The sequence below is a fragment of the Pseudomonas sp. KK4 genome (genome assembly GCF_001984065.1).
In the GTDB taxonomy this organism is placed as follows: Bacteria; Pseudomonadota; Gammaproteobacteria; order Pseudomonadales; family Pseudomonadaceae; genus Aquipseudomonas.
On sequence record NZ_LYVP01000074.1, the window covers coordinates 1 to 26047 of the forward strand.

The window sequence follows — 26047 nt, forward strand, 5'->3', positions numbered from 1 at the left end:
AGCTTGCTCCCGCTGGGCTGCGAAGCGGCCCCAAAGTGACTGCTGCGCAGTCGAACGGGAGCAAGCTCCCTCGCCACAGGCAAGCTCCCTCGCCACAAAACGCGCTCCTCCCGGCCGTAAAAACTTCCTGCTCTCCCTGGAAAAGTGTCCCTGCCTCAAGATCTCGCCAGCCAAAGACCAAACTGGATCCACGACATCCGGCCACTCACAATTTTTTCACCATCGCCAACCACCGTCTAAGCTTCAGACAAGTCCGATCAATCTGCGTGAATGGATCAGTCGACTATGGGCGCTTTATGGCAAACCGATTCGAGTAAAACCGTGGTCCCGACTGAACCTGTGGATGAAGCGCCATTACCTGAAAAACCGCCTCGCAGTCGTACCAAGCACGGCTGGAAGGCGTTTTGGTTGCTGATTTTGATCATTGCGATTGTCGTGGGGTTGGCGGCGCAGAAGGAGATGCGCACCTCCAGGTTTCAGGCCCGGGAGCTGAGCAAGTTCGCCAAAACCTTGAGTTATGAGCTCAAACCCGGCCCCAGCGATGCGATCCATTACCCGGGGGCCGGTCCGTTCGACTTGCGTCTGGGCTATAGCTCGCTGAATGAATTCCTGCCGCGGCTACTCAAGCGCGACTATGTGATTGCTGCCCAGACCCGCTTTTCCCCAGCCCTTATGAACTACAGCGACAAGGGCCTGTTCGTGCCCTATTCGGAGAAAATCCAGGCCGGGCTGTCGATCACCGATTGCCGGGCCGCGCCGCTGTACCAGTACAACTACCCGCAACAACTCTATTCCAGCTTCGAAGCGATCCCGCCGGTGGTGGTCAGCAGCCTGTTGTTCATTGAAAACCGCTTCCTGCTCGACCCCCGCCAGCCCCTGGCCAACCCGGCGGTGGACTGGCCGCGGTTCGGCATGGCCGCCTATACGCAGGTGGCCAAGATGCTGCACCTGCCCGGCCAGTCGGCGGGTGGCAGTACTCTGGCCACCCAACTGGAGAAATACCGCCACTCCCCCGATGGCCTGACGGTGTCGGGTGGGGAAAAGATCCGCCAGATGATCTCCGCCAGCGTGCGCGCCTACCTGGACGGCCCGGAAACGCTTACGGCGCGGCAGAACGTAGTGCGTGATTACCTCAACAGCGTGCCGCTGTCGGCTGTGCCCGGTCACGGTGAGGTGCACGGCATGGCCGAGGGCCTGCGGGTGTGGTACGGCGCCGACTTCAATGAGGCCAACAAGACCCTGGCCAGCGATGCGACGGATCCCAAGACCCTGGCGGCCAAAGGCTTGGCCCTGCGCGAAATGCTGTCCCTGATGATTGCCCAGCGCCGACCTTCGCACTACTTGAGCAAGGGTCGTGATGAGCTGGCCGAACTCACCGACAGCCACATTCGCCTGCTGGCCCAGAACGGCGTGATCGACAAGCCGTACGCCGATGCGGCACTGGCCAGCAAGGTCACCTATCGCGACTGGGCGACCCAGCCGACCATCCAGCCGATCGAAACCAACAAGGGCATCAGCGTGGCCCGCAGTCGTCTGGCGGGGCTGCTCAATCGTCCGCTGTACGACCTTGACCGCCTCGATCTCTCAGCCACCAGCACCCTGCAAGGCGATCTGCAAACCCAGGCCACGGCCTACCTGAAAAAACTCGCCGATCCGGCGTTCGCCGCACAAATCGGCCTGATGGGCGAGCGTTTGCTGACCCCCACCAGCACCACCCAGGTGCGCTACAGCTTCACCTTGTTCGAGCTCACGCCCGACGGTTCGCGGGTGCGGGTGCAGACCGACAGCACCGACCAGCCGTTCGACATCAACGAGGGCAGCAAACTGGAACTGGGCTCCACGGCAAAAATGCGCGTGCTCACCACCTACCTGCAGATCATCGCCGAGCTGCACGACAAATACGGCGCCATGAGCGTGCCGGACCTGAAGAAAGTCCAGGTACCGGAGCAAGATCGCCTGAGCCGCTGGGTGGTCGATTACCTGATCCAGAACAAGGACCACGACCTGCAAACCATGCTCGGCGCCGCGCTGGACCGTAAATACTCCGCCAGCCCCGGCGAGGCGTTTTTCACCGGTGGCGGCTTGCACGTGTTCCACAACTTCCGCAAGGAAGACAACGGCCGCCTGCCGACCCTGCGCGACGCCATTCGTGAGTCGATCAACCTGCCGTTCATCCGCCTGATGCGTGACCTGGTGCGTTACACCACCTATTCAGGCCCGAACAACAGCGCCGAACTGTTGATGGACGATCGTGACCCGCGGCGTCAGGAGTACCTGGCTTCGTTCGCCGACCGCGAGGGCAGTTCGTTCCTGCTCAAGTTCTGGAAAAAATACCGCAACAAGGACACCCAGGAACGCCTCGAAACCTTCCTCGACAGCATGCGCCCGACGCCGATCCGCATGGCCGCGGTGCACCGTTACCTGCTGCCCCACGCCAGCCAGGAAAGTTTCAACAGCTTTGTGCGTTCGCACCTCAAGGGCACCAAGCTCACCGAAAAACTCGATGACGATCGCCTGCAGCGCCTCTATGAATCTTACGGCCCCGGCAAATATGACCTGCCGGACCAGGGCTTCATCGCCAAGGTCCACCCCCTGGACCTGTGGATGATGGGCTACCTGCTGAACCACCCGGACGCCACGTTCAAGGACATCGTCAAGGCCAGCCAGTTCGAGCGCCAGGAAGTCTACAGCTGGCTGTTCAAGAGCCGGCACAAGGGCGCGCGGGACAACCGTATCCGTACCATGCTGGAGATCGAGGCGTTCCTCGACATTCACCAGCGCTGGCAGCAGGTCGGCTATCCGTTCGACCATCTGGTGCCGTCGCTGGCCACCGCCATCGGCAGTTCGGGCGATCGCCCTGCCGCCCTCGCCGAGCTGATCGGCACCATCCTCAACGACGGCGTGCGGATGCCGACCCTGCGCATCGACAGCCTGCACTTTGCGGCCAATACGCCGTATGAAACCAAACTGATCAACGACCCTGACGTCGGCAAACGGGTGATGCCGGTCGAAGTCGCCCGGGCCATGCGCGAAGCCCTGTCGCAAGTGGTGGACGCCGGGACCGCCAAGCGGGTGTCCGGCAGCTTTACCACACCCGATGGCAAGCCCTTGGCCATGGGGGGCAAGACCGGGACCGGGGACAACCGCATCGAAGCCATCGGTTCCGGCGGGCGGATCCTGAGTTCCAAGTCCCTCAACCGTACTGCGACCTTCGTGTTCTACATCGGCGACCACCATTTCGGCACCCTGACCGCCTTCGTCGACGGCCGCTCCGCTGAAAACTTCAAGTTCACCTCGGCCCTGCCCGTGCAAGTGCTCAAGGGCATGGCGCCGATTCTCACGCCTTTCCTGCAACCGGGGAGCAACACCGAGTGCCTGCCGGTCGAGGTGGCACGGCGCTGACGCACCCTTAGCCCTTGTAGGAGCGAGCTTGCTCGCGATGGACGTCAACGATGACGCGGGGTGCCTGAATGCCCGCGTTGTCCCTACGTTTTTCGCGAGCATGCTCGCTCCTACAGGTAAAAACCGTTCGTCAGCCGATGAAAGTCATTCTCAACAAAAACTTGCAAGCCGCATAAGATATATCTTAAGTTGTATCTAAATACGACGAGAGAGACTATCAATGAGAGACCCTCATTCCCCCCATCGCGAGCATGGCGACGGCCGTGACGGCTTCGAGAAGCGCCCCGGCCGTGAACGCGGCGGCCGCGGCCCGCGAGTATTCGCCCCAGGCGACCTGAAGTTGCTGCTGCTGGCGCTGATTGCCGAGCAGCCGTGCCACGGCTATGACCTGATCCGCCAGATCGAAGGCATGTTCGACGGCGCCTACAGCCCCAGCCCCGGCGTGATCTACCCGACCCTGACCTTTCTCGAAGAAAGCGACCTGATCCAGGCCGATGCCGAGGCCGGCAAGAAACGCTACAGCGTGACCGAGCTCGGTCGTCTGTCATTAAGCGAGCAAGCGATTGCGCTGGATGGCGTGCGCATGCGCATCGAGGTCAGCAAGCGCTCGTTGCGCGGCCACGATCGCCCGCCAGAAATCCACGAGGCGGTGCACAACCTGCGCCATGCCTTGCAAATGCACCACGGTCGCTGGAGCCCCGACGAAATCCTGCGGGTGCGCGATCTGCTCAACAACACGGCCAAGGCCATTGTCGACGGCCCCGCCGTTCAATTCGTACAGGAGAAAGCCGATGACTGAAGTGATCGGGCAGACCATTCACCGCGTCATGCACGAGATCAAACGCCGTCGCCTGGAGGTCCTGCGGGTGGTCGACCTGACGCCGCGCATGCGCCGCATCACCCTGGGCGGGCCCGAGCTCGCCGGCTTCGTCAGCCTGGGCACGGACGACCACGTGAAATTGCTGTTCCCGCAAAACGCAGCCGAACAGGCGGCACTGGATACCCTGGTGCTCGGCGCGGGTAAAAACGACGGGCCGATGCCAGCGATGCGCGACTACACGCCCCGTCGCTATGACCTGGAAACATTGGAACTGGACATCGATTTCGTCCTGCACGGCGACGGCCCCGCCTCGACCTGGGCCGAGCAGGCCAAACCCGGACAATGCCTGCACATCGGCGGGCCACGGGGTTCGATGATCGTGCCGGACATCTTCGACAGCTACCTGCTGATCGGCGACGAAACCGCCCTGCCCGCCATCGCCCGGCGTCTGGAAGGCCTGGCGGCCAACCGGCGGGCATTGGTGATCATCGAAGTGGAAAACGGCAAAGAGCAGCAAGTGCTGGAGAGCGCAGCCGACGTCAACGTGATCTGGGTGTTGCGTGAGGGCGGCAAGGATCATCTGCTGGCCACGGTGCGGCAGGTCAAGGTGCCCACCGGCAGCCTCTACGCCTGGGTCGCGACCGAGAGCAAGGCATCGCGGCAGATCCGCCGGGTGCTGCTCGATGAGCACGGGCTGGATGATCAGTTCGTCAAGGCGGCGGGGTATTGGCGGTTGGATGACAGTCCCGAGGAGTGATTTTTTCCTTGAGGGCCTCTTCGCGAGCAAGCCCGCTCCCACAGTTGATCGGCGTATACAGGACCAATGTGGGAGCGGGCTTGCTCGCGAAAGCAATCTCATTGCCGCCGAGAATCCCGCCGCCCCAGCCACCGATCCAGCCCGACCACCATCAACGCAATCACCACAAACCCCACCAGCAACCCCGCCGCATTCATGAACACCTGTGGATAACCCAGCTTCGTCACATCGATGAACGGGTACGGATAGGTCGCCAGCAAATGCCCGCGCAACAAGGCATGGGCGAAGTACGCCAACGGATAAATCATCCACAGCGCGATATGCCCCAGCTGCAACCTGCCCTTGGGCACACAGCGCCACCAGTAGATCAGGAACAGCAGCGGCATCACGTCGTGCAGCAGTTCATCGGCCAGCCATTGCCAGCCCTCGGGGTGCCACAGATGGCGCAGCAACAGGCTGTACGCCAGGCCGACCACGGCGATGCTCACCGCAATGCCACTGCTGACCCACGGCTGCAAAAACCAGCGGCGCGCGGCGGAGTCGCGGCAGGTCAGTTCACAGGTCAGCACGGTTGCCACCAGGGTGTTGCTCAGCACCGTGAAATAGCTGAAGAAACTGACCAGGCCGCCCAACAGACTGGCCGCCAGGGTCCAGCGCGAGTAGAAAATCAGGTACAGCTGAATGCTCAATCCGGCCCAGCCAAGTACCGCAGCCAGGGCAATGAAACGATGCCGGGTGAACATCGTCAGAGCGGACGCTTGGTGCGCATCAGCTTAACGTACAAGCGTTCGACCTTCTCCCGCGCCCAAGGGGTCTTGCGCAGAAAGGTCAGGCTCGACTTGATGCTCGGATCACTCTTGAAGCAGCGGATATCAATGCGCTCGGCCAACCCCGACCACTCGTAATGCTCGACCAGGGCGTTGAGGATGTGCTCCAGCGTCACGCCGTGCAGCGGGTTGTTGTTGTGTTCGGTCATGCCGGGCCTTCAAGCAGGGAAAGAATGGGAAGCCGCGCACCTTAGCCGAGGGCTTCGCCGGGGGGAAGCGGTGCATTAAATGTAGGTGAAACACGGGAAACCGTCCGCGCGGCCCCTCGCCACAAAGTCCCTCTGAAGAAGGCACCACCGGTTTTATCTGAACCATGCCCTTTCTGGATCGTCTTCTACAGTGAACTTGTGCAGGACCCCGTGAAACATCAAGGAGAAACACACTATGGGCACTGAAGGTGCTTTGAGTCGAAGCCGCTTGCTGCCGAGCCTGCTCGGTATCCTGCTGCTGCTGATGGGCCTGGTCATGCTGGGCCTGGGCGTCCAATTGGCTGCGCTTGGCGGCTCGCTGTATTACCTGCTGGCCGGTGTCGGCCTGGCGCTGACCGGCGCGTTGCTGATCGCCGCCCGCCGCGCAGCCCTGGGCCTGTACGCGCTGGTGCTGTTCGCCAGCACCGTGTGGTCGCTGTGGGAAGTGGGCCTTGACTGGTGGCAACTGGTGCCGCGCCTGGCGCTGCTGTTCGCGCTGGGCATCGTCATGTTGCTGCCGTGGCTGCGCCGTCCGCTGCTGCGCCAGGGCTCCGCACCAATGGCTACCGGCGCGCTGAGCGTGGCCGTGGTGCTCGCGGGTGCTACGGCAGTGGCCAGCCAGTTCACCAACCCAGGCGAATTCAAGGGTCAACTGGACCGCGACAGCGTGCCGGGCATGACCAACACCGCGCCGGCCATGGCCGATGGCGACTGGAACTCCTACGGCCGTAGCGCCCACGGCGATCGTTACTCGCCACTGGCGCAAATCACGCCGCAGAACGTGCATAAACTGGTGCCGGCCTGGACCTATCGCACCGGTGATATTCCTGGCCCGAACGATCCGGGGGAAACCACCGCTGAAAATACTCCGCTGAAAGTCAACGGCATGCTCTACGTGTGCACGCCCCACAGCCAGGTGATCGCCCTGGACCCGGACAGCGGCAAGGAAATCTGGCGCTTCGATCCGAAACTCTCCACCCAGAACGCCAAGGACTTCAAGGGCTGGGCGCACATGACCTGCCGTGGCGTGAGTTATCACGACGACGCGGTGTATGCCTCCGAACAGAGCCCGACCGGCAGCGCCAGCGCCCCGGTGGCCAGCGCCTGCCCGCGCCGTATCTTCCTGCCCACCGCCGACACCCGCCTGATCGCCCTCAACGCCGACACCGGCAAGATGTGCGAAGACTTCGGCGACAAGGGCCAGGTCGACCTGCGCGCCAACATCGGTGGTTTCACCGCCGGTGGCTACTACTCCACGTCGCCACCGGCGGTCACCAAAGACCTGGTGGTCATTGGCGGCCACGTCACCGACAACGTCTCCACCGACGAGCCGAGCGGCGTGATCCGCGCGTTCGACGTGCACACCGGCAAACTGGTGTGGAACTGGGACAGCGGCAACCCGGACGATACGACGCCGATTGCCGAAGGCAAGACCTACACCCGCAACTCACCGAACATGTGGTCGATGTTCGCGGTCGATGAAAAGCTCGGCATGCTTTACCTGCCCATGGGTAACCAGACCCCGGATCAGTTCGGCGGCGCCCGCACCCCGGAATCGGAACTGCATGCCGCCGGCCTGACCGCTCTGGACATCGCCACCGGCAAAGTCCGCTGGCACTTCCAGTTCACCCACCACGACCTGTGGGACATGGACGTGGGTGGCCAGCCCACCCTGATGGACCTGAAAACCGCAGGCGGCGTCAAGCCTGCGGTCCTGGCCTCCACCAAGCAGGGCAGCATCTACGTGCTGGACCGCAGCACCGGCCAGGCCATCGTGCCGATCAATGAAGTGCCGGTACCGCAAGGTGCGGTGGCAGGCGACCATACCTCGCCGACCCAACCGAAATCCGACCTCAACCTGATGCCCCCACCGTTGCAGGAGCGTGACATGTGGGGTGTGACGCCGTTCGATCAACTGATCTGCCGGATCGATTTCAAATCCATGCGTTACGACGGCCCGTTCACCCCACCGTCGCTGCAGGGTTCGATCGTCTATCCGGGCAACTTCGGCGTGTTCGACTGGGGTGGTATCTCGGTCGACCCGGTGCGTCAGATCGCCTTCGTCAACCCGAGCTACATGGCGTTCAAGTCGAAACTGATCCCGGCCGCCGAAATCGCCGCCCAGGGCCCGCGCAAGAGCGAGACCGAAGGCGTGCAGCCGAACAAGGGCGCGCCCTACGGCGTGGTGCTCGAAGCGCTGCTGTCGCCGATGGGCCTGCCCTGCCAGGCACCGGCCTGGGGCTACGTGGCCGCCATCGACCTGACCACGGCCAAGGTCCTGTGGAAACACAAGAACGGCACCGTGCGCGACAGCTCGCCCGTACCGATCCCGCTGAGCATGGGCGTCCCCAGCTTGGGCGGCACCTTCACCACCGCCGGTGGCGTTGGCTTCCTGAGCGGCACCCTGGACCAGTACCTGCGTGCCTATGACGTGAAAAACGGCAAGCAACTGTGGGAAGGCCGCCTGCCCGCCGGCGCGCAAACCACACCGATGACCTACACCGGCAAGGACGGCAAGCAGTACGTGCTGGTGGTGGCCGGTGGGCATGGTTCACTGGGGACCAGACAAGGGGACTATGTGATTGCCTACAAACTGTCCGAATAGTTGTAGCGGCGGTTGAAACCAAGGCGACGCTCTTGAGGGCGTCGCCTTTTTCATTGTCACCGGGACACCCATTGTGGGAGCGGGCTTGCTCGCGAAGGCGGTGTGTCATTCACCCTCAATCTTGAATGAAATACCGTCTTCGCGAGCAAGCCCGCTCCCACAATTGATCGCGCCGCACTCAAGACCAGCTAACCTGAATCCCTGCTGAATACACCTTCGAATAGTCCATTAACCTCAAGGCATCATTGAAACCACCGCCTACCTGCCCCATCTAAGACCCATACCCATTGCGCAGGTGCCCAAATGAGCGACCAGCAAGAATTCCCCGAAGACCCAAGCGAATACGCCGACCCGCAAAACGCCACCCGTCATACTCCGGGCAAAGGCCTGGCCCTTCCCGGCCAGAACCTGCCGGACAAGGTCTACATCATCCCGATCCACAACCGGCCGTTCTTCCCCGCGCAAGTGCTGCCGGTCATCGTCAACGAAGAACCCTGGGCCGAGACCCTCGACCTGGTGGCCAAGTCCGATCACCACTCCCTGGCCCTGTTCTACATGGACACGCCCCAGGAAGACCCACGCCATTTCGACACCTCGGCCCTGCCGCTGTACGGCACCCTGGTCAAGGTGCACCACGCCAGCCGCGAGAACGGCAAGCTGCAATTCGTCGCCCAGGGCCTGACCCGCGTCCGCCTCAAGACCTGGCTCAAACACCATCGCCCGCCTTATCTGGTGGAAGTCGAATACCCGCACCAGCCCACCGAGCCGACCGACGAGGTCAAGGCCTACGGCATGGCGCTGATCAATGCGATCAAGGAACTGTTGCCGCTCAACCCGCTGTACAGCGAAGAGTTGAAGAACTACCTCAACCGCTTCAGCCCCAACGACCCTTCGCCGCTGACCGACTTCGCCGCCGCCCTCACGTCAGCCACCGGCAACGAATTGCAGGAAGTGCTCGACTGCGTGCCGATGCTCAAGCGCATGGAAAAAGTCCTGCCGATGCTGCGCAAGGAAGTCGAAGTCGCGCGCCTGCAGAAAGAGATTTCCGCTGAGGTGAACCGCAAGATCGGCGAGCACCAGCGCGAGTTCTTCCTCAAGGAACAGCTCAAGGTCATCCAGCAGGAGCTGGGCCTGACCAAGGACGACCGCAGCGCCGACCTTGAACAGTTCGAACAGCGACTGGTCGGCAAGGTGTTGTCTGCTCAAGCGCAGAAACGCATCGAAGAAGAGATGAACAAGCTGTCGATCCTCGAGACCGGTTCGCCCGAATACGCGGTGACCCGCAACTACCTCGACTGGGCGACCTCGGTGCCCTGGGGCGTGTACGGCGAAGACAAGCTCGACCTCAAGCACGCGCGCAAGGTACTGGACAACCACCACGCGGGCCTGGATGACATCAAGGACCGCATCCTCGAATTCCTCGCGGTCGGTGCCTACAAAGGCGAGATCAGCGGCTCCATCGTGTTGCTGGTAGGCCCGCCCGGCGTGGGCAAGACCAGCGTCGGTCGCTCCATCGCCGAGTCCCTTGGCCGGCCGTTCTACCGCTTCAGCCTTGGCGGCATGCGCGACGAGGCCGAGATCAAGGGCCATCGCCGCACCTACATCGGCGCGCAGCCGGGCAAGCTGGTGCAGGCGTTGAAAGACGTCGAAGTGATGAACCCGGTGATCATGCTCGACGAGATCGACAAGATGGGCCAGAGCTACCAGGGCGACCCGGCTTCGGCGCTGCTGGAGACCCTGGACCCTGAGCAGAACGTCGAATTCCTCGACCATTACCTCGACCTGCGCATGGACCTGTCGAAAGTGCTGTTCGTCTGCACCGCCAACACCATGGATTCGATTCCCGGCCCACTGCTGGACCGGATGGAAGTGATTCGCCTGTCGGGCTACATCACCGAGGAAAAAGTCGCCATTGCCAAGCGTCACCTGTGGCCGAAACAGCTTGAGAAAGCGGGTGTTTCCAAAGGCAGCCTGAGCATCAGCGACAACGCGCTCAAGGCCTTGATCGACGGCTACGCACGGGAAGCGGGTGTCCGTCAGCTGGAGAAAAACCTCGGCAAACTGGTGCGCAAAGCGGTGATCAAGCTGCTCGACGATCCGAAAGCGGTGATCAAGCTCGGCCCTAAAGACCTGGAAACGTCATTGGGCAAACCGGTGTTCCGCAACGAGCAAGTGCTGTCCGGCACCGGCGTGATCACCGGGCTGGCCTGGACCAGTATGGGCGGCGCCACCCTGCCGATCGAGGCGACGCGGATTCATACCCTCAACCGTGGCTTCAAGCTCACTGGGCAGTTGGGTGATGTCATGAAAGAGTCCGCGGAAATCGCCTACAGCTACGTCAGTTCCAACCTGAAGTCGTTTGGCGGCGATCCGAAGTTCTTCGACGAGGCCTTCGTGCACCTGCACGTCCCGGAAGGCGCCACCCCGAAAGACGGCCCGAGCGCCGGCGTAACCATGGCCAGTGCCCTGCTCTCGCTGGCACGCAACCAGCCGCCGAAAAAAGGTGTGGCCATGACCGGCGAGCTGACCCTGACCGGGCATGTGCTGCCGATCGGCGGCGTGCGCGAGAAGGTGATCGCAGCGCGGCGGCAGAAGATATTCGAGCTGATTTTGCCGGAGGCGAACCGGGGCAATTTCGAGGAACTGCCGGAGTACCTGAAGGACGGCATTACCGTGCACTTCGCCAAGCGGTTTGCGGATGTGGCGAAGGTGTTGTTCTGACAGCCCTGTAGCGCCTGGAGCAGCGCTTTCGCGAGCAAGCCCGCTCCCACAGTTGAACGCGTTCTGTCCTGAGAATGCGATCTGAAGGTGGGAGCGGGCTTGCTCGCGAAGGCGTCAGCCCTGCCCCCTCTCCTCTGCTGTCACAATTTGTCTCATCTCGGTTATGCTCGCCGTTCGTCGTGAACGCCGGAGCCACTGACCCCATGTCCCCCACCCGCCTGTTTGTCCCCCTCGCCTTCGCGCTGCTGGCCGCTTGCGCCACCCCGCCGAAACACAACGTGACCGTGGAAAAACAAAGCGAATGCCCGGTGAAGCTCACCAACGGGCAGAACCTGATCCTGACCCTGCCCAGCAACCCGACCACGGGTTATCGCTGGTCGATCCAGGATTCGGCCGGTGGCGTGCTGCGCTCGTTGGGGCCAGAGGTTTACCGCAACCCGGAAGACGCCGGCATCGTCGGCGCCGCTGGCGTGTCGATCTGGCGCTTTCAGGCGTTCGCCACGGGCAACGGCCGTTTGCGCCTGACGTCCCAGCAACCCTGGGCACCGGAAGTATTGCCGGTGGACGCCTTCGACTGCGCAATCTCGGTCAACTGACCGTGGGCTGGCTGATTCTGGCGCTGATGGGCGCGGTGACCTTCCTCTATGGCCTGAGCGTGCACGCCGCGCTGCTGTGCCTGCTGGTCAAGCCGCTGCCGGTCCTGGCCCTGCTCGGCTGGCTGCACGACGCACCGCCGGGGGACTATCGGCGCTGGATCAGCCTTGGGCTGATTTTCTCGTTGATCGGCGATGTGTTGCTGGCCTTGCCGGGTGATTTGTTCGTGTTTGGCCTGGGCGCGTTTCTGGTGGCGCACCTGGCGTATCTGAAGGCTTATCTGAGTGATTGTCGGCGGTTGGCCCTGTTGCCGTTGATCATTGCTGTCGTGGTTGGCGCTGTGCTGCTGGGGATTCTGATTGTCCATGGATTGGGGCCGTTGCTGATTCCGGTGATCGTCTACGGTTTGGCCATCAGCGCCATGCTCTGGCGGGCCCTGGCGCGACTTGGCACCGAGGTGCCCAAGCGCTCGGCGCTGCTGGCGGCCGCTGGTGCCGTGGCGTTCGTGTTCTCGGACAGCGTGATTGGCATCAGCCGGTTTGTGGTGCCGTTCGATGCCGCGCCCTATGTGATCATCCTCAGTTACTGGCTGGGGCAATGGGGGATCACAGCGTCAGCGTTTACCCAACGATCACGCTGAACACTGTGGCGAGGGAGCTTGCTCCCGCTCGGCGGCGCAGCCGTCGTCAATCCGGTTAGCGGGGTGTTGGCCGGTTGACGGGTATTGGGGCCACTACGCAGCCCGACGGGAGCAAGCTCCCTCGCCACAAAGGCTCATTCGCCCGGAAAATGAGGCCGCCCGCCGGTTTATCAGACAACCCGCGCATCCCCGCGCCAACTTGGCTAAAATGCCGGCCTTTTCCACCGACACTGCCGGAACCGCCGTGAGCAAAGAATCCGATCGCCTTTTCGCCCAGCCATTGGCCCAGGTGCCTGACTTCGCCTTCAACGAGGACGTGGTGCGGGTGTTTCCGGACATGATCAAGCGCTCGGTACCCGGCTACCCGACCATCGTGGAAAACCTCGGCGTGCTCGCCGCGCAGTTCGCCCAGCCCAATAGTGTGCTCTACGACCTCGGTTCATCCCTCGGCGCGGTGACCCAGGCGTTGCGACGGCATGTGCGCACCGACGGTTGCCGCGTCATCGCTGTGGATAACTCCGCGGCCATGGTCGAGCGCTGCCGCGAATACCTCAACGGTCAGGATTCAATGTTCCAGGAGTTGTTGCCGGTGGAAGTGATCGAAGGCGACATCCTGGCCCTCGACTTCCAGCCCGCCTCAGTGGTGGCGCTGAACTTTACCCTGCAATTCATCGCCCCCGAGCGGCGCACCGAACTGCTCTCGCGCATTCATCGGTCGCTGCTGCCCGGCGGCGCCCTGATCCTGTCGGAAAAGCTGCGCTTCAACGATCCGCAGGAACACGCCCTGCTGACCGATCTGCACATCGCCTTCAAACGCGCCAACGGCTACAGCGAACTGGAAATCGCCCAGAAGCGCAGCGCCATCGAAAACGTCATGAAGCCCGACAGCCTCGAAGAACACCGCGAGCGCCTGCTGGCCGCCGGTTTCTCGAAAGTCGTGCCGTGGTTCCAGTGTCTTAACTTTGCCTCGTTGATTGCCTTGCCATGATTGATCTGTCCCCCCTCGCCCGCCGTCTGGCCGGCACGCCGCTGGCCGAATGGGCCAACACCCTGCAGGCGCAACTCGACAAGAAAATGGAAAAGGGTCATGGCGACCTGGAGCGCTGGCAAAGCGCACTGGACGCCCTGCCGAAGATTCAGCCGAGCCAGGTCGACCTGCTCAACGGCCTGACACTGGACACCGACTGCGACGAGGCTACCCGCGCGCAGATGCGCACGGCGCTGATGGGCTTGTCACCCTGGCGCAAGGGGCCGTTCGACCTGTTCGGCGTGCACGTCGACACCGAATGGCGCTCGGACTGGAAGTGGTCGCGGGTCGCCCCGCACCTGGACCTCAAGGGCAAACGCATTCTCGATGTCGGCTGCGGCAACGGCTACTACATGTGGCGCATGCTCGGCGCCGGTGCCGACAGCGTGATCGGTGTCGACCCCAACTGGCTGTTCTTCTGCCAGTTCCAGGCGGTGCAGCGCTACCTGTCCGAGCCCAATGCCTGGCACCTGCCCTTCCCCTTTGAAGACCTGCCACCGAATCTGGAAGGCTTCGACACGGTGTTTTCCATGGGCGTGTTCTACCACCGCCGTTCGCCGATCGAACACTTGCTGGCGTTGAAGGATTGCCTGGTCAAGGGTGGTGAGCTGGTGCTGGAAACCCTGGTGGTCGAGGGTGACAAACATCAGGTGCTGGTGCCGGAGGATCGTTATGCGCAGATGCGTAACGTGTGGTTCCTGCCGTCGGTGCCGGCGCTGGAATTGTGGCTGCGTCGCGCCGGGTTCAGCGATGTTCGCTGTGTGGACGTGAGCACCACCAGCGTCGAGGAGCAGCGCGGGACGGAGTGGATGAAGTATCAGTCGCTCAGCGATTTCCTCGATCCCGAGGATCACAGCAAGACCATCGAAGGGCTGCCGGCGCCGATGCGCGCGGTGATCGTGGCTCGTAAGTAACACCAACCTCCAGGTAGATGGAGACCCCCATTGTGGGAGCGGGCTTGCTCGCGAAAGCAGTGTGTCAGTCGGTAAATCAGTGACTGACACACTACTTTCGCGAGCAAGCCCGCTCCCACATTTTGGTTCGGTGTCTATTCTGCAGGCTTTGCGCGGCGCGCCTTGAAGAACTCGCTCAGCACCGCCCCACATTCCTCAGCCAGCACCCCCCCCTCATACAGCACCCGGTGATTCAAGAAGCCCTGGGTAAAAAACTGCCCCTGGCTCTGCACAATCCCTGCCTTGGGCTCCAGCGCGCCATACACCACCCGGGCAATCCGCGAATGCACGATCAACCCGGCGCACATGCTGCACGGCTCCAGCGTCACGTACAGCGTGCTGCCCGGCAGGCGATAGTTGCTCACGGCCTGAGCGGCCGCCCGGATCGCGACCATTTCGGCGTGGGCGCTGGGGTCGTTGCCGCTGATCGGGCAATTGAAGCCGCGACCGATGATTTCACCGTCCTGCACCAGCACCGCGCCCACCGGCACTTCGCCCAGTGCCGCGCCCTGTGCGGCCAGGGACAGGGCTTCGCGCATGAAATCACGGTCACGGCTGCGGTCGATGATCGCGGCGGGTCGAATCTGACGCATCAGGCCACCTCGATGGCGGCCATCAGGCCGGTTTCCATGTGGTCGATCACATGGCAATGGAACATCCACACCCCCGGGTTATCCGCCACCAACGCCACTTGCGCCCGCTCGTTCTTGCCCAGCAGGTAAGTGTCGGTGAAGTACGGGATGACCTTGTGCCGGTTCGAGGCAATCACCTTGAAGCTCATGCCGTGCAGGTGAATCGGGTGCTGGTATTGAGTCATGTTCTTCAATTCGAAAATGTAGCTCTTGCCCTTCTCGAGCTTGGCAATCGGCCGATCGGCGCAGGTCTTGTCGGTGATGTCCCAAGCCTTGCCGTTGATCTGCCACAGGCTCGGCGGCTTGCCGTTGTCGACGTTGACCGACACCGAGCCCACCCATTCGAAATTGAAGTTGAGTTTCTCGGCATTGGCCAGGTCCGGCTCGGCCACCGGGTTGGCAGGCAGCGCCGGCGGCCACTCGGTGGGCGCGTCGGCATTGGCCACCGAGCGCAAAGTGCCCAGGCGTACCGGGCCGTTGCGCAGGGACAACTCTTCACCGGCCGGCGGCGCCTTGATCGCCAGGCAAATGCGCATGCCGGGGCCGAGCCAGTATTCCTTGCCCAATGGGCGCGGTTCCACCGGGTTGCCGTCCAGCGCATAGATCTGCGCTTCGACGCCCGGAATGTTCAGGCGATAGGTCAGGGTGTTATCGAGATTGAGAATGCGCACGCGGGTGATCTGCCCGGCCGGCAAGTCGACCACTGCCTGCGGCACGCCGTTGATGGTCGCCAGGCGCCCCGCCGTACCGCCACGGGCCGCTTCCCGGGGAATGCTGAACTCGACGAAATTGCCCACCTCGTCGACGTGCCAGCTCTTGAGGCTCAAGGTCTTTTCATACTTGAACCCGGTGGGCTCGCGCTCTTCGACGATAAGCGGTCCCACCAGCCCGCGGCCCAGCTCTTCACTGCTGTTCACATGGGGGTGATACCAGTAGCTGCCGGCGTCCGGCACCCGGAACTTGTAGTCGAAATATTCGCCCGGCAACACCGGCAGTTGCGACACGTAAGGAACACCGTCCATTTCCAGGGGCAGGCGAATGCCGTGCCAGTGGATGGTGGTCGCCACCGGCAGATGGTTGATGAACCGTACCCGCAGCCATTCGCCCTGGCGCACCCGCAACTCGGTGCCCGGCGCCGACGGGCCGAACGCCCAGGCCTGGGTCTTGTGCCCGGCCACCAGTTCGACGTCCAGCGGCGCCGCGATCAGCTCGTAGTCGTGGCCCGCCTCGGCGTCGGCCATCTTGCCCAGCCAGTAACGCGACGCGCCCCCCGCACCAACGCCAACGACAACAAGACCGGCCAGGCCACCGAGGATTTGGCGACGGGTAAAGGACATGAACTCAACTACCTCACGTATCAACAGACAGGCACCGGGCCCGCAAAAGGCGAATACGATACACCTGCGGTTGCGAAACAGTAAGGGCAGCGCGGCGGATGGACGCAGGCGCGAGGCGGTACATATGTAAAGCACCGCCCTTGAGTACAGGCGCCATGCTTGGCCTCCCCCTCTCTCAAGGAACAGAGTGAATGCCTGCGCTAGAAACCCGCCCCCTGCCCAATGCCGCCGACAAGGCCGCCCTCAAGGTCATCGCCACCCACGTGGTCAAGGCCTGCCCAAGCCTGCACGACACCGCCCATGGTGTCGCCGCGCAGCTGCTGGAGAAATACGGCGTGGTCGGCCTCGACCCCGATCAGGTCTATTTCCACCGCTTCAAGACTGCGCAAAACCTGGCGCCGTCGTTCACCGGTTGGCAGCACTACGGCGAAAAACCCTATGAATCCCAGACCCTGACGCAATTGGTGATCCACCGCTTTCGTGCCACCGATCAGGACAACGCCGACTTGCTGGACCTGTACGGCGGCTTCTACACCGCTGGCCCCGAAGCGGAAAACTTCGATGCCAGCAACGAAGTACGCCTGCACGGCAGCGATGTGCTGAAAGACTTCTGGGCCATCGACTTCAACACCCTGTACCGCAACAAGCTGCAGGCGTTCTGGAGCGACTGCGCCACGGATTTTCGCACCCTGGCCAAATCCAACTTCCTCAGCAAAGCCGTGCAAGCCCGAGACAGCGGCCACCTGACTGACCAGGATTTTCAAACTGCAATCAGTGCAGTCATCGGCCCGCTGACCTGGCCGATCACCTTGCACACCCTGCAAACCGAAGCGACGTCCAGCCAGGTGTATGCACTGGACATCGCCGGCCATGCCGCGACCGACATCCTGCGCATCGGCGATCCCAAGGGACGGCAAATCCTTTACGTGCCAGGCGATACCCAGGTATTCCACGTACTGGAGACCGCGGGTGACCTGCACTGGTGGGTCTTGCAGCAGCTGAACGAAAAAGGCCCACGGGAGCTGTTCCTCAAGCATTTTCCGCTCGCCGACCGACAGCAGATCAGCGAAGGCATCAGCGACCTGATGAACCGCCTCGTCAACACCTGGGGCCAAAGCGATCATCACCTGGTGAACCAGAACGATCAGGCAGTCATCGGGGATGCGTTCAGCTGGTTGCGTGAGGGTGCGCGTACCGCGATGTTCGCCGAAGCCGATCTGTCCCTGACCTCCAAAAGCGAACTGCTGAAAAAATTGTGGATCGGCTATTTGAGTGCCGGCCTGAAGGTCTTCGGCCCGATGGCGGCGGTAGGCTGGCCGGTGGCTTTGCCGGTGATTGGCGCAGGCATCGCCAGCATGGGCCTGAATATCGATCAGGCGGTCAACGGCAAGACCTCCGCCGAGCGCAAGGCCGGGGTCATCGCGGCGATTCTCAATGGCATCGATGTGCTGTTCAACCTGCCGTTCCTCAAAGGCACCGGACCGCTGGCGGAAGTGGGCGCCGAAGTGGACGCCGCCGAGGCGGCTGAATGGGCACAGCTGTCCGAGGAACTGGCGCGCGATAGGCCGACCGGCACGTTTCCTGTCCCGCAGGACCTGTCGCCAATACCGTCCGAACCGGAACAAGTCCCCGAGATCGCACAGACCTATCAGTCCAATGAGTTGCTGGATGGACTGGAACCGGAAACCGAACCGGGGAAATTCCAGGGCATCTACCGCCTCGACGGCGAGCCACCCTTCGCCATTCTGATGAACGACACGGCTTATTACGTGCGCTACTTCAACGACTCGCGCGGTGGCGGATTCTGGGCGATCGTCGACCCGGCCAGGCCCAACCAGCTCGCCCACTCCATGCCGGTGCGCTTGAACGCTGAAGGCACCTGGGAGCGCATGACACGCCTGGGTTTGCAGGGTGGCGGCCAGTGCCTGGGCAAGGAGTGCACCGTAGAGCTGGAACTGGATGTGCGCGACTCGGCAACGGCCGAACCGGAGCCACCGTCGGTCGAGCCCGGCACGCTGCCTGCCGCGCCCGACCCGCAACCTCAACCTCAACCTCAACCTCAACCTTCGACCTCGACCGACATCCGCCCGGTGAAAACACCCTACGATGTTGACCCCGCGCGCCAATCCGAACTCAGGCGCTGGGCGATGCAAATCCGCGAGACACACGTGCACGTGCAGATCGGGCCTAATGGCGATCTGATCGTCCCGGATCGATATGCGCTGAATTTCGCCGCCAAGGCCAGGGCTTTACTGTCCTCCGCCGCCCGCTTCTACCACAACCTGTCCTGGGGCAATCTGCCGCCGCGTCCGGGCATTGCGCCGATCAACGCATCAACGACCGTGGCGGATGCCCTGACACAAGCCTTGGAGGCTGCCCCCGGCCTGGTCATCGGCGAAACGCCGGGGCGTATCACCAGCATGCGCCTAATCATCGAAAACATGCCCGCGCTGGCCCGGCAAGGCCTCAAGACCCTCTACGTGCGCCGCTTGCTCAGCGACTTTGTCCAGACCGACCTCAATGCCTACTTCAAGAGCGGTGTCATGCCCGAGGAGCTGGAGCGGTACCTGAGCCGCCTGGGCACCGACCCCGCCGGGCGGTTCAATGAGCTGGAACTGGTGAAAACCGCCCGGCAAAACGGCGTGCGCATCCAGGCCACCGATTGTGCAGCCACTTATCGCAAGACGCTGCTGTTCACCCGCATCGAAGAGCAAATGTGCACCAACCACCTGACCGCCGACATCCTGTTCATGGACAAGACCCTCAATGATGTGGGCAAGTGGATAGTGCTCACCGGAGTGGAAAGTACCAATACCTTCAGGGGGCTGGCCGGGATCAGTGAACTGGAAGGCGGCATCGGCCTGCGGATCGAAGAAGTCAGTCCGGGGCATGGCGAAAGCGTTGTGGCTGATCCCGGCATTGAAATCGAACGCGGCCCCTTCTCACAGGGCGACACCCAGCGTGGGACCTTCCACCACCAATACGCCGATCTGTTGCTGCGCCTTGAAGCACCAGCGGTCAGCCGCAGCGAGAAGCAAATCAGCCGGTTGCTTTATCGCCCGGGCATGTATGTGTTCGAAGGCTCGGAGGGCACCTACACCCTGATTCACCGCAGCCAGAGCAACTCGATCCTGCGAACAGCGGTCCAGACCCTGGCCGACGGGCGCATCTCCATCAATCGCCCAGCGTGGAGCCACGTCAGCGGCGTGCACTTTGACAACCTGGCGCAATTGTCGACGGCACTTGAACAGATGGGCTTGAGCCTGCAGAGCCGATTGCCGGGCTGACACCGATCTCCCGAGTGACAGACACGCCTGAGGAGCACGCGATCGATGGAGGGAGCGGGCTTGCTTGCGAAGGCGGTGTGTCAGTCGGTCAATCAGTTGACTGACACACCGCTTTCGTCGGAACGCCGCCCGGAGCAAGCCCGCTCCCACAAGGTGTACGACGGGCATAAAAAAACCTGGCCGGGGCCAGGTTTTTTTATTGCTTCACAACAACCCTATCGCAGGATCATTCCCACTCAATGGTCGCCGGCGGCTTGCTCGACACGTCGTAGGTGACGCGGGAGATGCCTTCGATTTCATTGATGATACGGCCGCTGACGGTTTCCAGCAGTTCGTACGGCAGGTGTGCCCAACGGGCGGTCATGAAGTCGATGGTTTCCACGGCACGCAGGGCCACGACCCAGGCGTAACGACGGCCATCGCCGACCACGCCCACCGATTTCACCGGTTGGAACACCACGAAGGCCTGGCTGACCTTGTGGTACCAGTCGGCCTTGCGCAGTTCTTCGATGAAGATGTGGTCGGCGCGACGCAGCAGGTCGGCGTATTCCTTCTTCACTTCACCGAGGATGCGCACGCCCAGGCCCGGGCCCGGGAATGGGTGGCGGTAGACCATGTCGTACGGCAGGCCCAGTTCCAGACCCAGACGGCGGACTTCGTCCTTGAACAGTTCGCGCAGTGGCTCGACCAGTTTCAGGTTCATCTCTTCCGGCAGGCCGCCCACGTTGTGGTGCGACTTGATCACGTGGGCCTTGCCGCTTTTCGCGCCAGCCGACTCGATCACGTCCGGGTAGATGGTGCCCTGGGCCAGGTACTTGATGTTGTCCAGTTTGCAGGATTCGGCATCGAACACGTCGATGAAGGTACGGCCGATGATCTTGCGCTTCTTCTCAGGGTCGGCTTCGCCGGCCAGGTTGTTGAGGAACTGCTCCTCGGCGTTGGCGCGGATCACCTTGACGCCCATGTTCTCGGCGAACATGGCCATCACTTGCTCGCCTTCGTGCAGGCGCAGCAGGCCGTTGTCGACGAACACACAGGTCAGCTGATCACCGATCGCCTTGTGCAGCAGCGCGGCCACAACGGAGGAGTCAACACCGCCGGACAGGCCCAGCAGCACGTTGTCGGTGCCGACCTGGGCGCGAACCTGGGCGATGGCGTCTTCAGCGATTTTCGACGGGGTCCACAGCGCTTCGCAGCCGCAGATGTCGAGGATGAAGCGCGACAGGATGCGACCGCCCTGTTTGGTGTGGGTCACTTCGGGGTGGAACTGCACGCCGTAGTAGGCGCGCTCGTCGCTGAACATGCCGGCGATCGGGCAGCTCGGGGTGCTGGCCAGGATGTGGAAGTCTTCCGGCATCTTGGTGACCTTGTCACCGTGGCTCATCCACACGTCGAGGCCGAACAGGCCGTCCGCGTCGATGTGGTCTTCGATGCCGTCCAGCAGGCGGCTCTTGCCGACCACGTCGACACGGGCGTAACCGAACTCACGCAGTTCGGAGCCTTCGACCTTGCCGCCCAACTGCTCGGCCATGGTCTGCATGCCGTAGCAGATACCGAAAACCGGTACGCCCAGGTCCCAGACTGCCTGGGGTGCCCGTGGGCTGTCGGCCACGTGTACCGACTCCGGGCCGCCCGCGAGGATGATCCCCTTTGGCGCGAATTCGCGGATCGCTTCGTCATCCATGTCGAACGGGTGCAGTTCGCAGTACACGCCGATCTCGCGCACGCGGCGGGCGATCAGTTGGGTGTACTGGGAACCGAAGTCGAGGATCAGGATGCGGTGAGCGTGAATATCGAGGGCCATGATTCAGTCTCGTCTAAGTCATTCAGAAACAGTCGTGATTCAGAAACGACTCGGGGCTGAATCAAACAGCCCCGGTCGTTAACTTTTTGCTGGAAGGCTCAACCTACGCGGTAGTTTGGCGCTTCCTTGGTGATCTGCACGTCGTGCACGTGGGACTCGGCCATGCCAGCGCCGGTGATCCGCACGAATTCCGGCTTGGTGCGCATTTCTTCGATGTTGGCGCTACCGGTGTAGCCCATGGAAGAACGCAGGCCGCCCATCAACTGGTGGATGATGGCGCTCAGGGTGCCCTTGTACGGAACACGCCCTTCGATGCCTTCCGGAACCAGCTTCTCGGCGCCGGCCGAGGAGTCCTGGAAGTAACGGTCGGAGGAACCTTGAGCCTGGGACATGGCGCCCAGCGAACCCATGCCACGGTAAGCCTTGTACGAACGGCCCTGGAACAGTTCGATCTCGCCTGGCGCTTCTTCGGTACCGGCGAACATCGAGCCCATCATCACGCAGGAGGCACCGGCCACGATGGCCTTGGACAGGTCACCGGAAAAACGGATGCCGCCGTCGGCGATCAACGGAACGCCAGTGCCTTCGAGGGCAGCGGCGACGTTGGCGATGGCACTGATTTGCGGGACGCCGACACCGGCGACGATACGGGTGGTGCAGATCGAGCCTGGGCCGATACCGACCTTGACGGCGTCAGCGCCAGCTTCGGCCAGGGCCTTGGCGGCAGCGCCGGTGGCGATGTTGCCGCCGATGACCTGCACTTCAGGGAAATTCTGTTTGACCCAGCGAACGCGGTCGATCACGCCTTTGGAATGACCGTGGGCGGTGTCGACCACCACCACGTCCACGCCGGCGTTGACCAGGGCGGCTACGCGGTCGCCGGTGTCTTTACCGGTACCGACGGCAGCGCCAACGCGCAGACGACCTTGGTCGTCCTTGCTGGCCAGCGGGTAAGCCTTGGCTTTTTCGATGTCGTTGACGGTCATCATGCCCTTGAGGGCGAACTTGTCGTCGACGATCAGCACGCGCTCGATGCGGTGCTTGTGCAGCAGCTCGCGAACGTCGTTCTTGTCGGCGCCTTCCTTGACCGTGACCAGACGCTCTTTGGGCGTCATCACTTCACGGACACTGGCGTCCAGGCGGTTTTCGAAACGCACGTCACGGGAGGTGACGATGCCGACCAGGTCGCCATCGTGCAGGACCGGAACGCCGGAAATGTTGTGCAGGCGGGTCAATTCGAACAGGTCACGCACCGTGGCGTCAGCCTCGATGGTGATCGGATCCTTGACGACACCGGCTTCGAACTTCTTGACCTTGCGCACTTCGGCAGCTTGCTGCTCGATGGTCATGTTCTTGTGGATGATGCCGATGCCACCTTCCTGAGCCATGGCGATTGCCAGACGGGCTTCAGTGACGGTGTCCATGGCGGCAGAAACCAGAGGAATGTTCAGCTCGATGCCACGGGTAAGGCGGGTCTTGAGACTGACTTCGTTAGGAAGCACCTCGGAATAACCGGGCACGAGGAGAATGTCGTCGAATGTCAGAGCTTCTTGGCTGATACGCAGCATCGCGGGGGCTCCCGAGCGGGAAAATGGAAGCGCGCCATTATAGTCAGACACCCCCTCGGGTTCAATGTAAAACTCTGTGTATTATTGGCATTACAGATATACGGGGTGCTTTTTTGCAGGAGCGAGCTTGCTCGCGATGGTCGTGAACGATAATGCGGGTTGTCCGGAAACCCGCGTGGCCTGAACATTCATCGCGAGCAAGCTCGCTCCCACAGGTGTTCAGAGTTCTACTTTGACCCAACTGACCGGCTGATCCAGCCAATCGGCAAACTCGTCGAGAAAGCTCTGCTTGAACCCGGCCTCGGCCCAGTTGTTGAAGATGAAGCCCAGGTTGGAGAAGCCGCACTCCTGCAAAAACAGAAAGCCGTTGATGTCGTCTTCATGCCCGCATTCCGGGCAGGTGAAGTTGTCCGTGCGCCCGGGCATCCAGTCTTCCAGGCTTTCGAACAGGGCTTCGCCGATTTCCTTGCGGCATTCGGCGCAGCCCGCCTCGCCCAGGAAACCCTTTGCCGGGGTATAGATGCAGCGTTTGGTGATGATCTCCAGGCCATTGACCTGCTCACCGAATGGCAGCGCTTCGGGGTGCAGCACCACCGCGCGGGCACCGTCGCCGATGGCATGGCCCATGCGATTGCCGGTACGACCGCAGGTGGTGAGTTCTTCCTTGATGATGTTCTTGCGCACCAGCCAGCGCACGATCGCCCGAGCCCGGGGCTCGTGCACCGGCAGCGTGGAGATTTTCGGGACGATGATGCTTTGCGAATTCATGGGGTACAGGCCTGGAACATTGATGAATGACCTGGAGGAGCGAGCAGGCTCGCGATGGTCGCGAACGATAACGGGGGGGAAATTGACACCCCGCGGCGCGCTCGAGTCCATTGCGAGCCTGCTCGCTCCTACAGGTAAAGCCATTGTGCGGCGCCCATAGAAGGTATAGGCCCGCCCGACAGGTTTTTACAGCTCTACGACCACAGCCTGCGAAGCACGGGTCGCCTTGGCCCGCGCAGCTTCGATCGACTCGTCCCGCGCCAGGGCCACGCCCATGCGGCGCTGGCCGTTGACTTCAGGCTTGCCGAACAGGCGCAGCGCGGTGTCCGGTTCGCTCAACGCGGCGCCCAGGTTGGCGAACGCGGTCTGGGTCGACTGCCCTTCCACCAGGATCACCGCCGAAGCCGATGGCCCGAACTGGCGTACCACCGGGATCGGCAGGCCGAGGATCGCCCGGGCATGCAGGGCGAACTGCGACAGGTCCTGGGAAATCATCGTGACCATACCGGTGTCGTGCGGGCGCGGCGACACTTCGCTGAACCACACCTGATCACCCTTGATGAACAGCTCCACGCCAAACAGACCGCGTCCGCCCAGGGCCTCGGTAACGGCCTTGGCCACGCGCTCGGACTCGGCCAGGGCAATCGGGCTCATGGCCTGTGGCTGCCAGGACTCCTGGTAGTCGCCCTTCTCCTGACGGTGGCCGACCGGCGCCAGGAACGTCGTGCCGCCAACGTGCCGCACGGTCAGCAGGGTGATTTCGTAGTCGAAATCGATGAAGCCTTCGATGATCACCCGGCCCTTGCCGGCACGGCCGCCTTCCTGGGCGTAGTCCCAGGCTTTCTGCACGTCATCGACGCTGCGCAGCAGGCTCTGGCCCTTGCCCGAAGAGCTCATGACCGGCTTGACCACGCATGGGAAGCCAAGGTCTTCGACCGCCTTGCTGTAGTCCTCGAAGGTGTCGGCGAAGTGGTAAGGCGAGGTCGGCAGGTCCAGTTCTTCGGCGGCCAGGCGACGGATGCCTTCGCGGTTCATGGTCAGCTGCGTGGCGCGGGCTGTCGGGATCACGGTGAAGCCTTCGGCTTCCAGTTCCACCAGGGTGGAGGTGGCGATGGCTTCGATTTCCGGCACGATGAAGTGTGGTTTCTCGGCCTCGATCACCGCGCGCAGGGCGGCGCCGTCGAGCATGTTGATCACGTGGCTGCGGTGAGCAACCTGCATGGCCGGCGCGTTGGCGTAGCGGTCCACGGCAATCACTTCAACGCCCAGGCGCTGCAGCTCGATCACCACTTCCTTGCCTAACTCGCCACAGCCACACATCAATACACGGGTCGCGGTGGGCGACAATGGAGTTCCGATACGGGTCATCTGGAGGTCCTCAAAGAAGCGGATCATCGAGGGAAGCAGGCTTCCCATGGGAGAAAGCGCGGCATTTTACATGAACCGCAGGGTTTGGCTTCAGCTGACGACGGCTTGCTTGCGCAGGCGCCAGGCCATGATCAGCCACACCGCCGTGACACCAGCGAATTTCGAGCCCAGGGCGGTGAGGATAACGCCGGGCGTCAGCGCACCGATCAGGCCGAAAAAGATAAAGGTGTCGAGGGGAATGCTCAGGGCCGAACTTATCCACAGGCGATCGTGCAAGGGCCGCTTGGTGATGCTGAACACCAGCCAGTCAATGCACTCGGACACCGCGAACGCCGTGGCGCTGGCCAGGGCGATGGCCGGGTCGGAGGTGACATAGGACAGCACCAGCGCCGCCAGCATGGCCGCGATCGCGCCGTGACCGAAGCGGGTTTGCACCATGTCGCGCAAGATGAACACCAACCCGCCCCAGGCGGACCAGATGATGTCCAGGTGCGGGGCGGTGGAAAAGGCGAAGTTGATCAGCACGACGCTGCTGATGTAGGCGATCAGGAAGAGCATAAAGGGAGAAGTACCTGTGAATGTGCCGCACAGGATACTTCATCACCGGATGACAAATAACCTGTGGCGAGGGAGCTTGCTCCCGCTGGAGCGCGGAGCGGTCCCAGGATCTGAGCATACGGTTTACAGGTCTGCAACGCAGGTTAAATGGGGCTGCTCCGCAGCCAGCGGGAGCAAGCTCCCTCGCCACA

19 protein-coding genes are annotated in these 26047 nt (G+C 62.4%); 10 read left to right on the forward strand and 9 right to left on the reverse strand.

All coding sequences use genetic code 11. From position 1 onward, the window contains the following. Nucleotides 1-285: 285 nt before the first annotated feature. The 3 genes from B0W55_RS20930 (at nt 286) to B0W55_RS20940 (ending at nt 4979) form a co-directional block, all read left to right on the forward strand. The gene (locus B0W55_RS20930; protein WP_077047818.1) at nt 286-3402 is read left to right on the forward strand and encodes a transglycosylase domain-containing protein; all 3117 of its coding nucleotides are present in this window, start codon (nt 286-288) and stop codon (nt 3400-3402) included. 220 nt (nt 3403-3622) lie between these two features. Continuing rightward, nucleotides 3623-4201 (forward strand): PadR family transcriptional regulator, encoded by a 579-nt coding sequence (locus B0W55_RS20935; protein ID WP_077047819.1) that lies wholly within the window; start codon nt 3623-3625, stop codon nt 4199-4201. Beyond that, the gene (locus tag B0W55_RS20940; RefSeq protein WP_077047820.1) at nt 4194-4979 is read left to right on the forward strand and encodes a siderophore-interacting protein; all 786 of its coding nucleotides are present in this window, start codon (nt 4194-4196) and stop codon (nt 4977-4979) included. The genes B0W55_RS20935 and B0W55_RS20940 overlap by 8 nt, the downstream gene beginning before the upstream one ends. 98 nt (nt 4980-5077) lie before the next feature. Here the strand turns inward: B0W55_RS20940 and B0W55_RS20945 are convergent, their stop codons facing one another. Beyond that, a complete protein-coding gene (locus tag B0W55_RS20945; RefSeq protein WP_077047821.1) occupies nt 5078-5722 on the reverse strand; it encodes a Pr6Pr family membrane protein in 645 nt (214 codons plus the stop codon). Nucleotides 5723-5724: 2 nt separating this feature from the next. After that, nucleotides 5725-5955 (reverse strand): VF530 family DNA-binding protein, encoded by a 231-nt coding sequence (locus B0W55_RS20950; RefSeq protein WP_077047822.1) that lies wholly within the window; start codon nt 5953-5955, stop codon nt 5725-5727. A 235-nt stretch (nt 5956-6190) separates the two neighbouring features. Between B0W55_RS20950 and B0W55_RS20955 the strand changes: the two genes are divergently transcribed. The 6 genes from B0W55_RS20955 to cmoB all read left to right on the forward strand — a co-directional run bounded on the left by B0W55_RS20955 (nt 6191) and on the right by cmoB (nt 14495). Next, a complete protein-coding gene (locus tag B0W55_RS20955) occupies nt 6191-8599 on the forward strand; it encodes a glucose/quinate/shikimate family membrane-bound PQQ-dependent dehydrogenase (RefSeq protein WP_077047823.1) in 2409 nt (802 codons plus the stop codon). 303 nt (nt 8600-8902) lie between these two features. Beyond that, nucleotides 8903-11320 carry an endopeptidase La gene (gene lon / locus B0W55_RS20960; RefSeq protein ID WP_077047824.1) on the forward strand — a complete coding sequence of 806 codons (2418 nt, stop codon included), beginning with the start codon at nt 8903-8905 and terminating at the stop codon, nt 11318-11320. A gap of 203 nt (nt 11321-11523) precedes the next feature. Then, the gene (locus B0W55_RS20965) at nt 11524-11916 is read left to right on the forward strand and encodes a protease inhibitor I42 family protein (RefSeq protein WP_077047825.1); all 393 of its coding nucleotides are present in this window, start codon (nt 11524-11526) and stop codon (nt 11914-11916) included. A 2-nt stretch (nt 11917-11918) separates the two neighbouring features. Beyond that, a complete protein-coding gene (locus B0W55_RS20970; protein WP_077047826.1) occupies nt 11919-12554 on the forward strand; it encodes a lysoplasmalogenase in 636 nt (211 codons plus the stop codon). A 208-nt stretch (nt 12555-12762) separates the two neighbouring features. Beyond that, complete coding sequence (cmoA, locus tag B0W55_RS20975) at nt 12763-13542, forward strand: carboxy-S-adenosyl-L-methionine synthase CmoA (RefSeq protein ID WP_175645534.1); 780 nt, start codon at nt 12763-12765, stop codon at nt 13540-13542. Beyond that, nucleotides 13539-14495 (forward strand): tRNA 5-methoxyuridine(34)/uridine 5-oxyacetic acid(34) synthase CmoB, encoded by a 957-nt coding sequence (gene cmoB, locus B0W55_RS20980; RefSeq protein ID WP_077047828.1) that lies wholly within the window; start codon nt 13539-13541, stop codon nt 14493-14495. Before cmoA ends, cmoB begins: the two co-directional genes overlap by 4 nt. Before the next feature lie 134 nt (nt 14496-14629). Here the strand turns inward: cmoB and tadA are convergent, their stop codons facing one another. Beyond that, nucleotides 14630-15127 carry a tRNA adenosine(34) deaminase TadA gene (gene tadA / locus B0W55_RS20985; RefSeq protein ID WP_077047829.1) on the reverse strand — a complete coding sequence of 166 codons (498 nt, stop codon included), beginning with the start codon at nt 15125-15127 and terminating at the stop codon, nt 14630-14632. Beyond that, nucleotides 15127-16503, reverse strand: coding sequence for a multicopper oxidase family protein (locus tag B0W55_RS20990; protein ID WP_077047830.1), 1377 nt, complete (start codon nt 16501-16503; stop codon nt 15127-15129). Before B0W55_RS20990 ends, tadA begins: the two co-directional genes overlap by 1 nt. 191 nt (nt 16504-16694) lie before the next feature. On the opposite strand from B0W55_RS20990, the gene B0W55_RS20995 reads away from it, so the two are divergent. Continuing rightward, nucleotides 16695-19790 (forward strand): membrane-targeted effector domain-containing toxin, encoded by a 3096-nt coding sequence (locus tag B0W55_RS20995; protein ID WP_077047831.1) that lies wholly within the window; start codon nt 16695-16697, stop codon nt 19788-19790. Nucleotides 19791-20016: 226 nt separating this feature from the next. Here the strand turns inward: B0W55_RS20995 and guaA are convergent, their stop codons facing one another. The 5 genes from guaA to B0W55_RS21020 form a co-directional block, all read right to left on the reverse strand. Next, nucleotides 20017-21594, reverse strand: coding sequence for a glutamine-hydrolyzing GMP synthase (guaA, locus tag B0W55_RS21000; protein ID WP_077047832.1), 1578 nt, complete (start codon nt 21592-21594; stop codon nt 20017-20019). A 98-nt stretch (nt 21595-21692) separates the two neighbouring features. Further along, nucleotides 21693-23162 (reverse strand): IMP dehydrogenase, encoded by a 1470-nt coding sequence (guaB, locus tag B0W55_RS21005; RefSeq protein WP_077047833.1) that lies wholly within the window; start codon nt 23160-23162, stop codon nt 21693-21695. Between the two features lie 219 nt (nt 23163-23381). Continuing rightward, nucleotides 23382-23930 carry a sugar ABC transporter ATPase gene (locus B0W55_RS21010; RefSeq protein WP_077047834.1) on the reverse strand — a complete coding sequence of 183 codons (549 nt, stop codon included), beginning with the start codon at nt 23928-23930 and terminating at the stop codon, nt 23382-23384. Nucleotides 23931-24116: 186 nt separating this feature from the next. Further along, complete coding sequence (gene purT, locus B0W55_RS21015) at nt 24117-25298, reverse strand: formate-dependent phosphoribosylglycinamide formyltransferase (RefSeq protein ID WP_077047835.1); 1182 nt, start codon at nt 25296-25298, stop codon at nt 24117-24119. A gap of 90 nt (nt 25299-25388) precedes the next feature. Beyond that, nucleotides 25389-25856, reverse strand: coding sequence for a VUT family protein (locus tag B0W55_RS21020; protein ID WP_077047836.1), 468 nt, complete (start codon nt 25854-25856; stop codon nt 25389-25391). Between the last annotated feature and the right edge of the window lie 191 nt (nt 25857-26047).

Bases quoted from the DNA above. Each gene is read 5' to 3' on its own strand.
- B0W55_RS20945 (WP_077047821.1), bottom strand. From the start codon at position 5,722: ATGTTCACCCGGCATCGTTTCATTGCCCTGGCTGCGGTACTTGGCTGG.
- cmoA (WP_175645534.1), top strand. From the start codon at position 12,763: ATGCCGGCCTTTTCCACCGACACTGCCGGAACCGCCGTGAGCAAAGAA.
- B0W55_RS21010 (WP_077047834.1), bottom strand. From the start codon at position 23,930: ATGAATTCGCAAAGCATCATCGTCCCGAAAATCTCCACGCTGCCGGTG.
- B0W55_RS20990 (WP_077047830.1), bottom strand. From the start codon at position 16,503: ATGTCCTTTACCCGTCGCCAAATCCTCGGTGGCCTGGCCGGTCTTGTT.
- cmoB (WP_077047828.1), top strand. From the start codon at position 13,539: ATGATTGATCTGTCCCCCCTCGCCCGCCGTCTGGCCGGCACGCCGCTG.
- guaB (WP_077047833.1), bottom strand. From the start codon at position 23,162: ATGCTGCGTATCAGCCAAGAAGCTCTGACATTCGACGACATTCTCCTC.
- B0W55_RS20940 (WP_077047820.1), top strand. From the start codon at position 4,194: ATGACTGAAGTGATCGGGCAGACCATTCACCGCGTCATGCACGAGATC.
- guaA (WP_077047832.1), bottom strand. From the start codon at position 21,594: ATGGCCCTCGATATTCACGCTCACCGCATCCTGATCCTCGACTTCGGT.
- B0W55_RS20955 (WP_077047823.1), top strand. From the start codon at position 6,191: ATGGGCACTGAAGGTGCTTTGAGTCGAAGCCGCTTGCTGCCGAGCCTG.
- purT (WP_077047835.1), bottom strand. From the start codon at position 25,298: ATGACCCGTATCGGAACTCCATTGTCGCCCACCGCGACCCGTGTATTG.
- B0W55_RS21020 (WP_077047836.1), bottom strand. From the start codon at position 25,856: ATGCTCTTCCTGATCGCCTACATCAGCAGCGTCGTGCTGATCAACTTC.
- B0W55_RS20950 (WP_077047822.1), bottom strand. From the start codon at position 5,955: ATGACCGAACACAACAACAACCCGCTGCACGGCGTGACGCTGGAGCAC.
- B0W55_RS20935 (WP_077047819.1), top strand. From the start codon at position 3,623: ATGAGAGACCCTCATTCCCCCCATCGCGAGCATGGCGACGGCCGTGAC.
- B0W55_RS20930 (WP_077047818.1), top strand. From the start codon at position 286: ATGGGCGCTTTATGGCAAACCGATTCGAGTAAAACCGTGGTCCCGACT.
- B0W55_RS20965 (WP_077047825.1), top strand. From the start codon at position 11,524: ATGTCCCCCACCCGCCTGTTTGTCCCCCTCGCCTTCGCGCTGCTGGCC.
- lon (WP_077047824.1), top strand. From the start codon at position 8,903: ATGAGCGACCAGCAAGAATTCCCCGAAGACCCAAGCGAATACGCCGAC.
- B0W55_RS20995 (WP_077047831.1), top strand. From the start codon at position 16,695: ATGCCTGCGCTAGAAACCCGCCCCCTGCCCAATGCCGCCGACAAGGCC.
- tadA (WP_077047829.1), bottom strand. From the start codon at position 15,127: ATGCGTCAGATTCGACCCGCCGCGATCATCGACCGCAGCCGTGACCGT.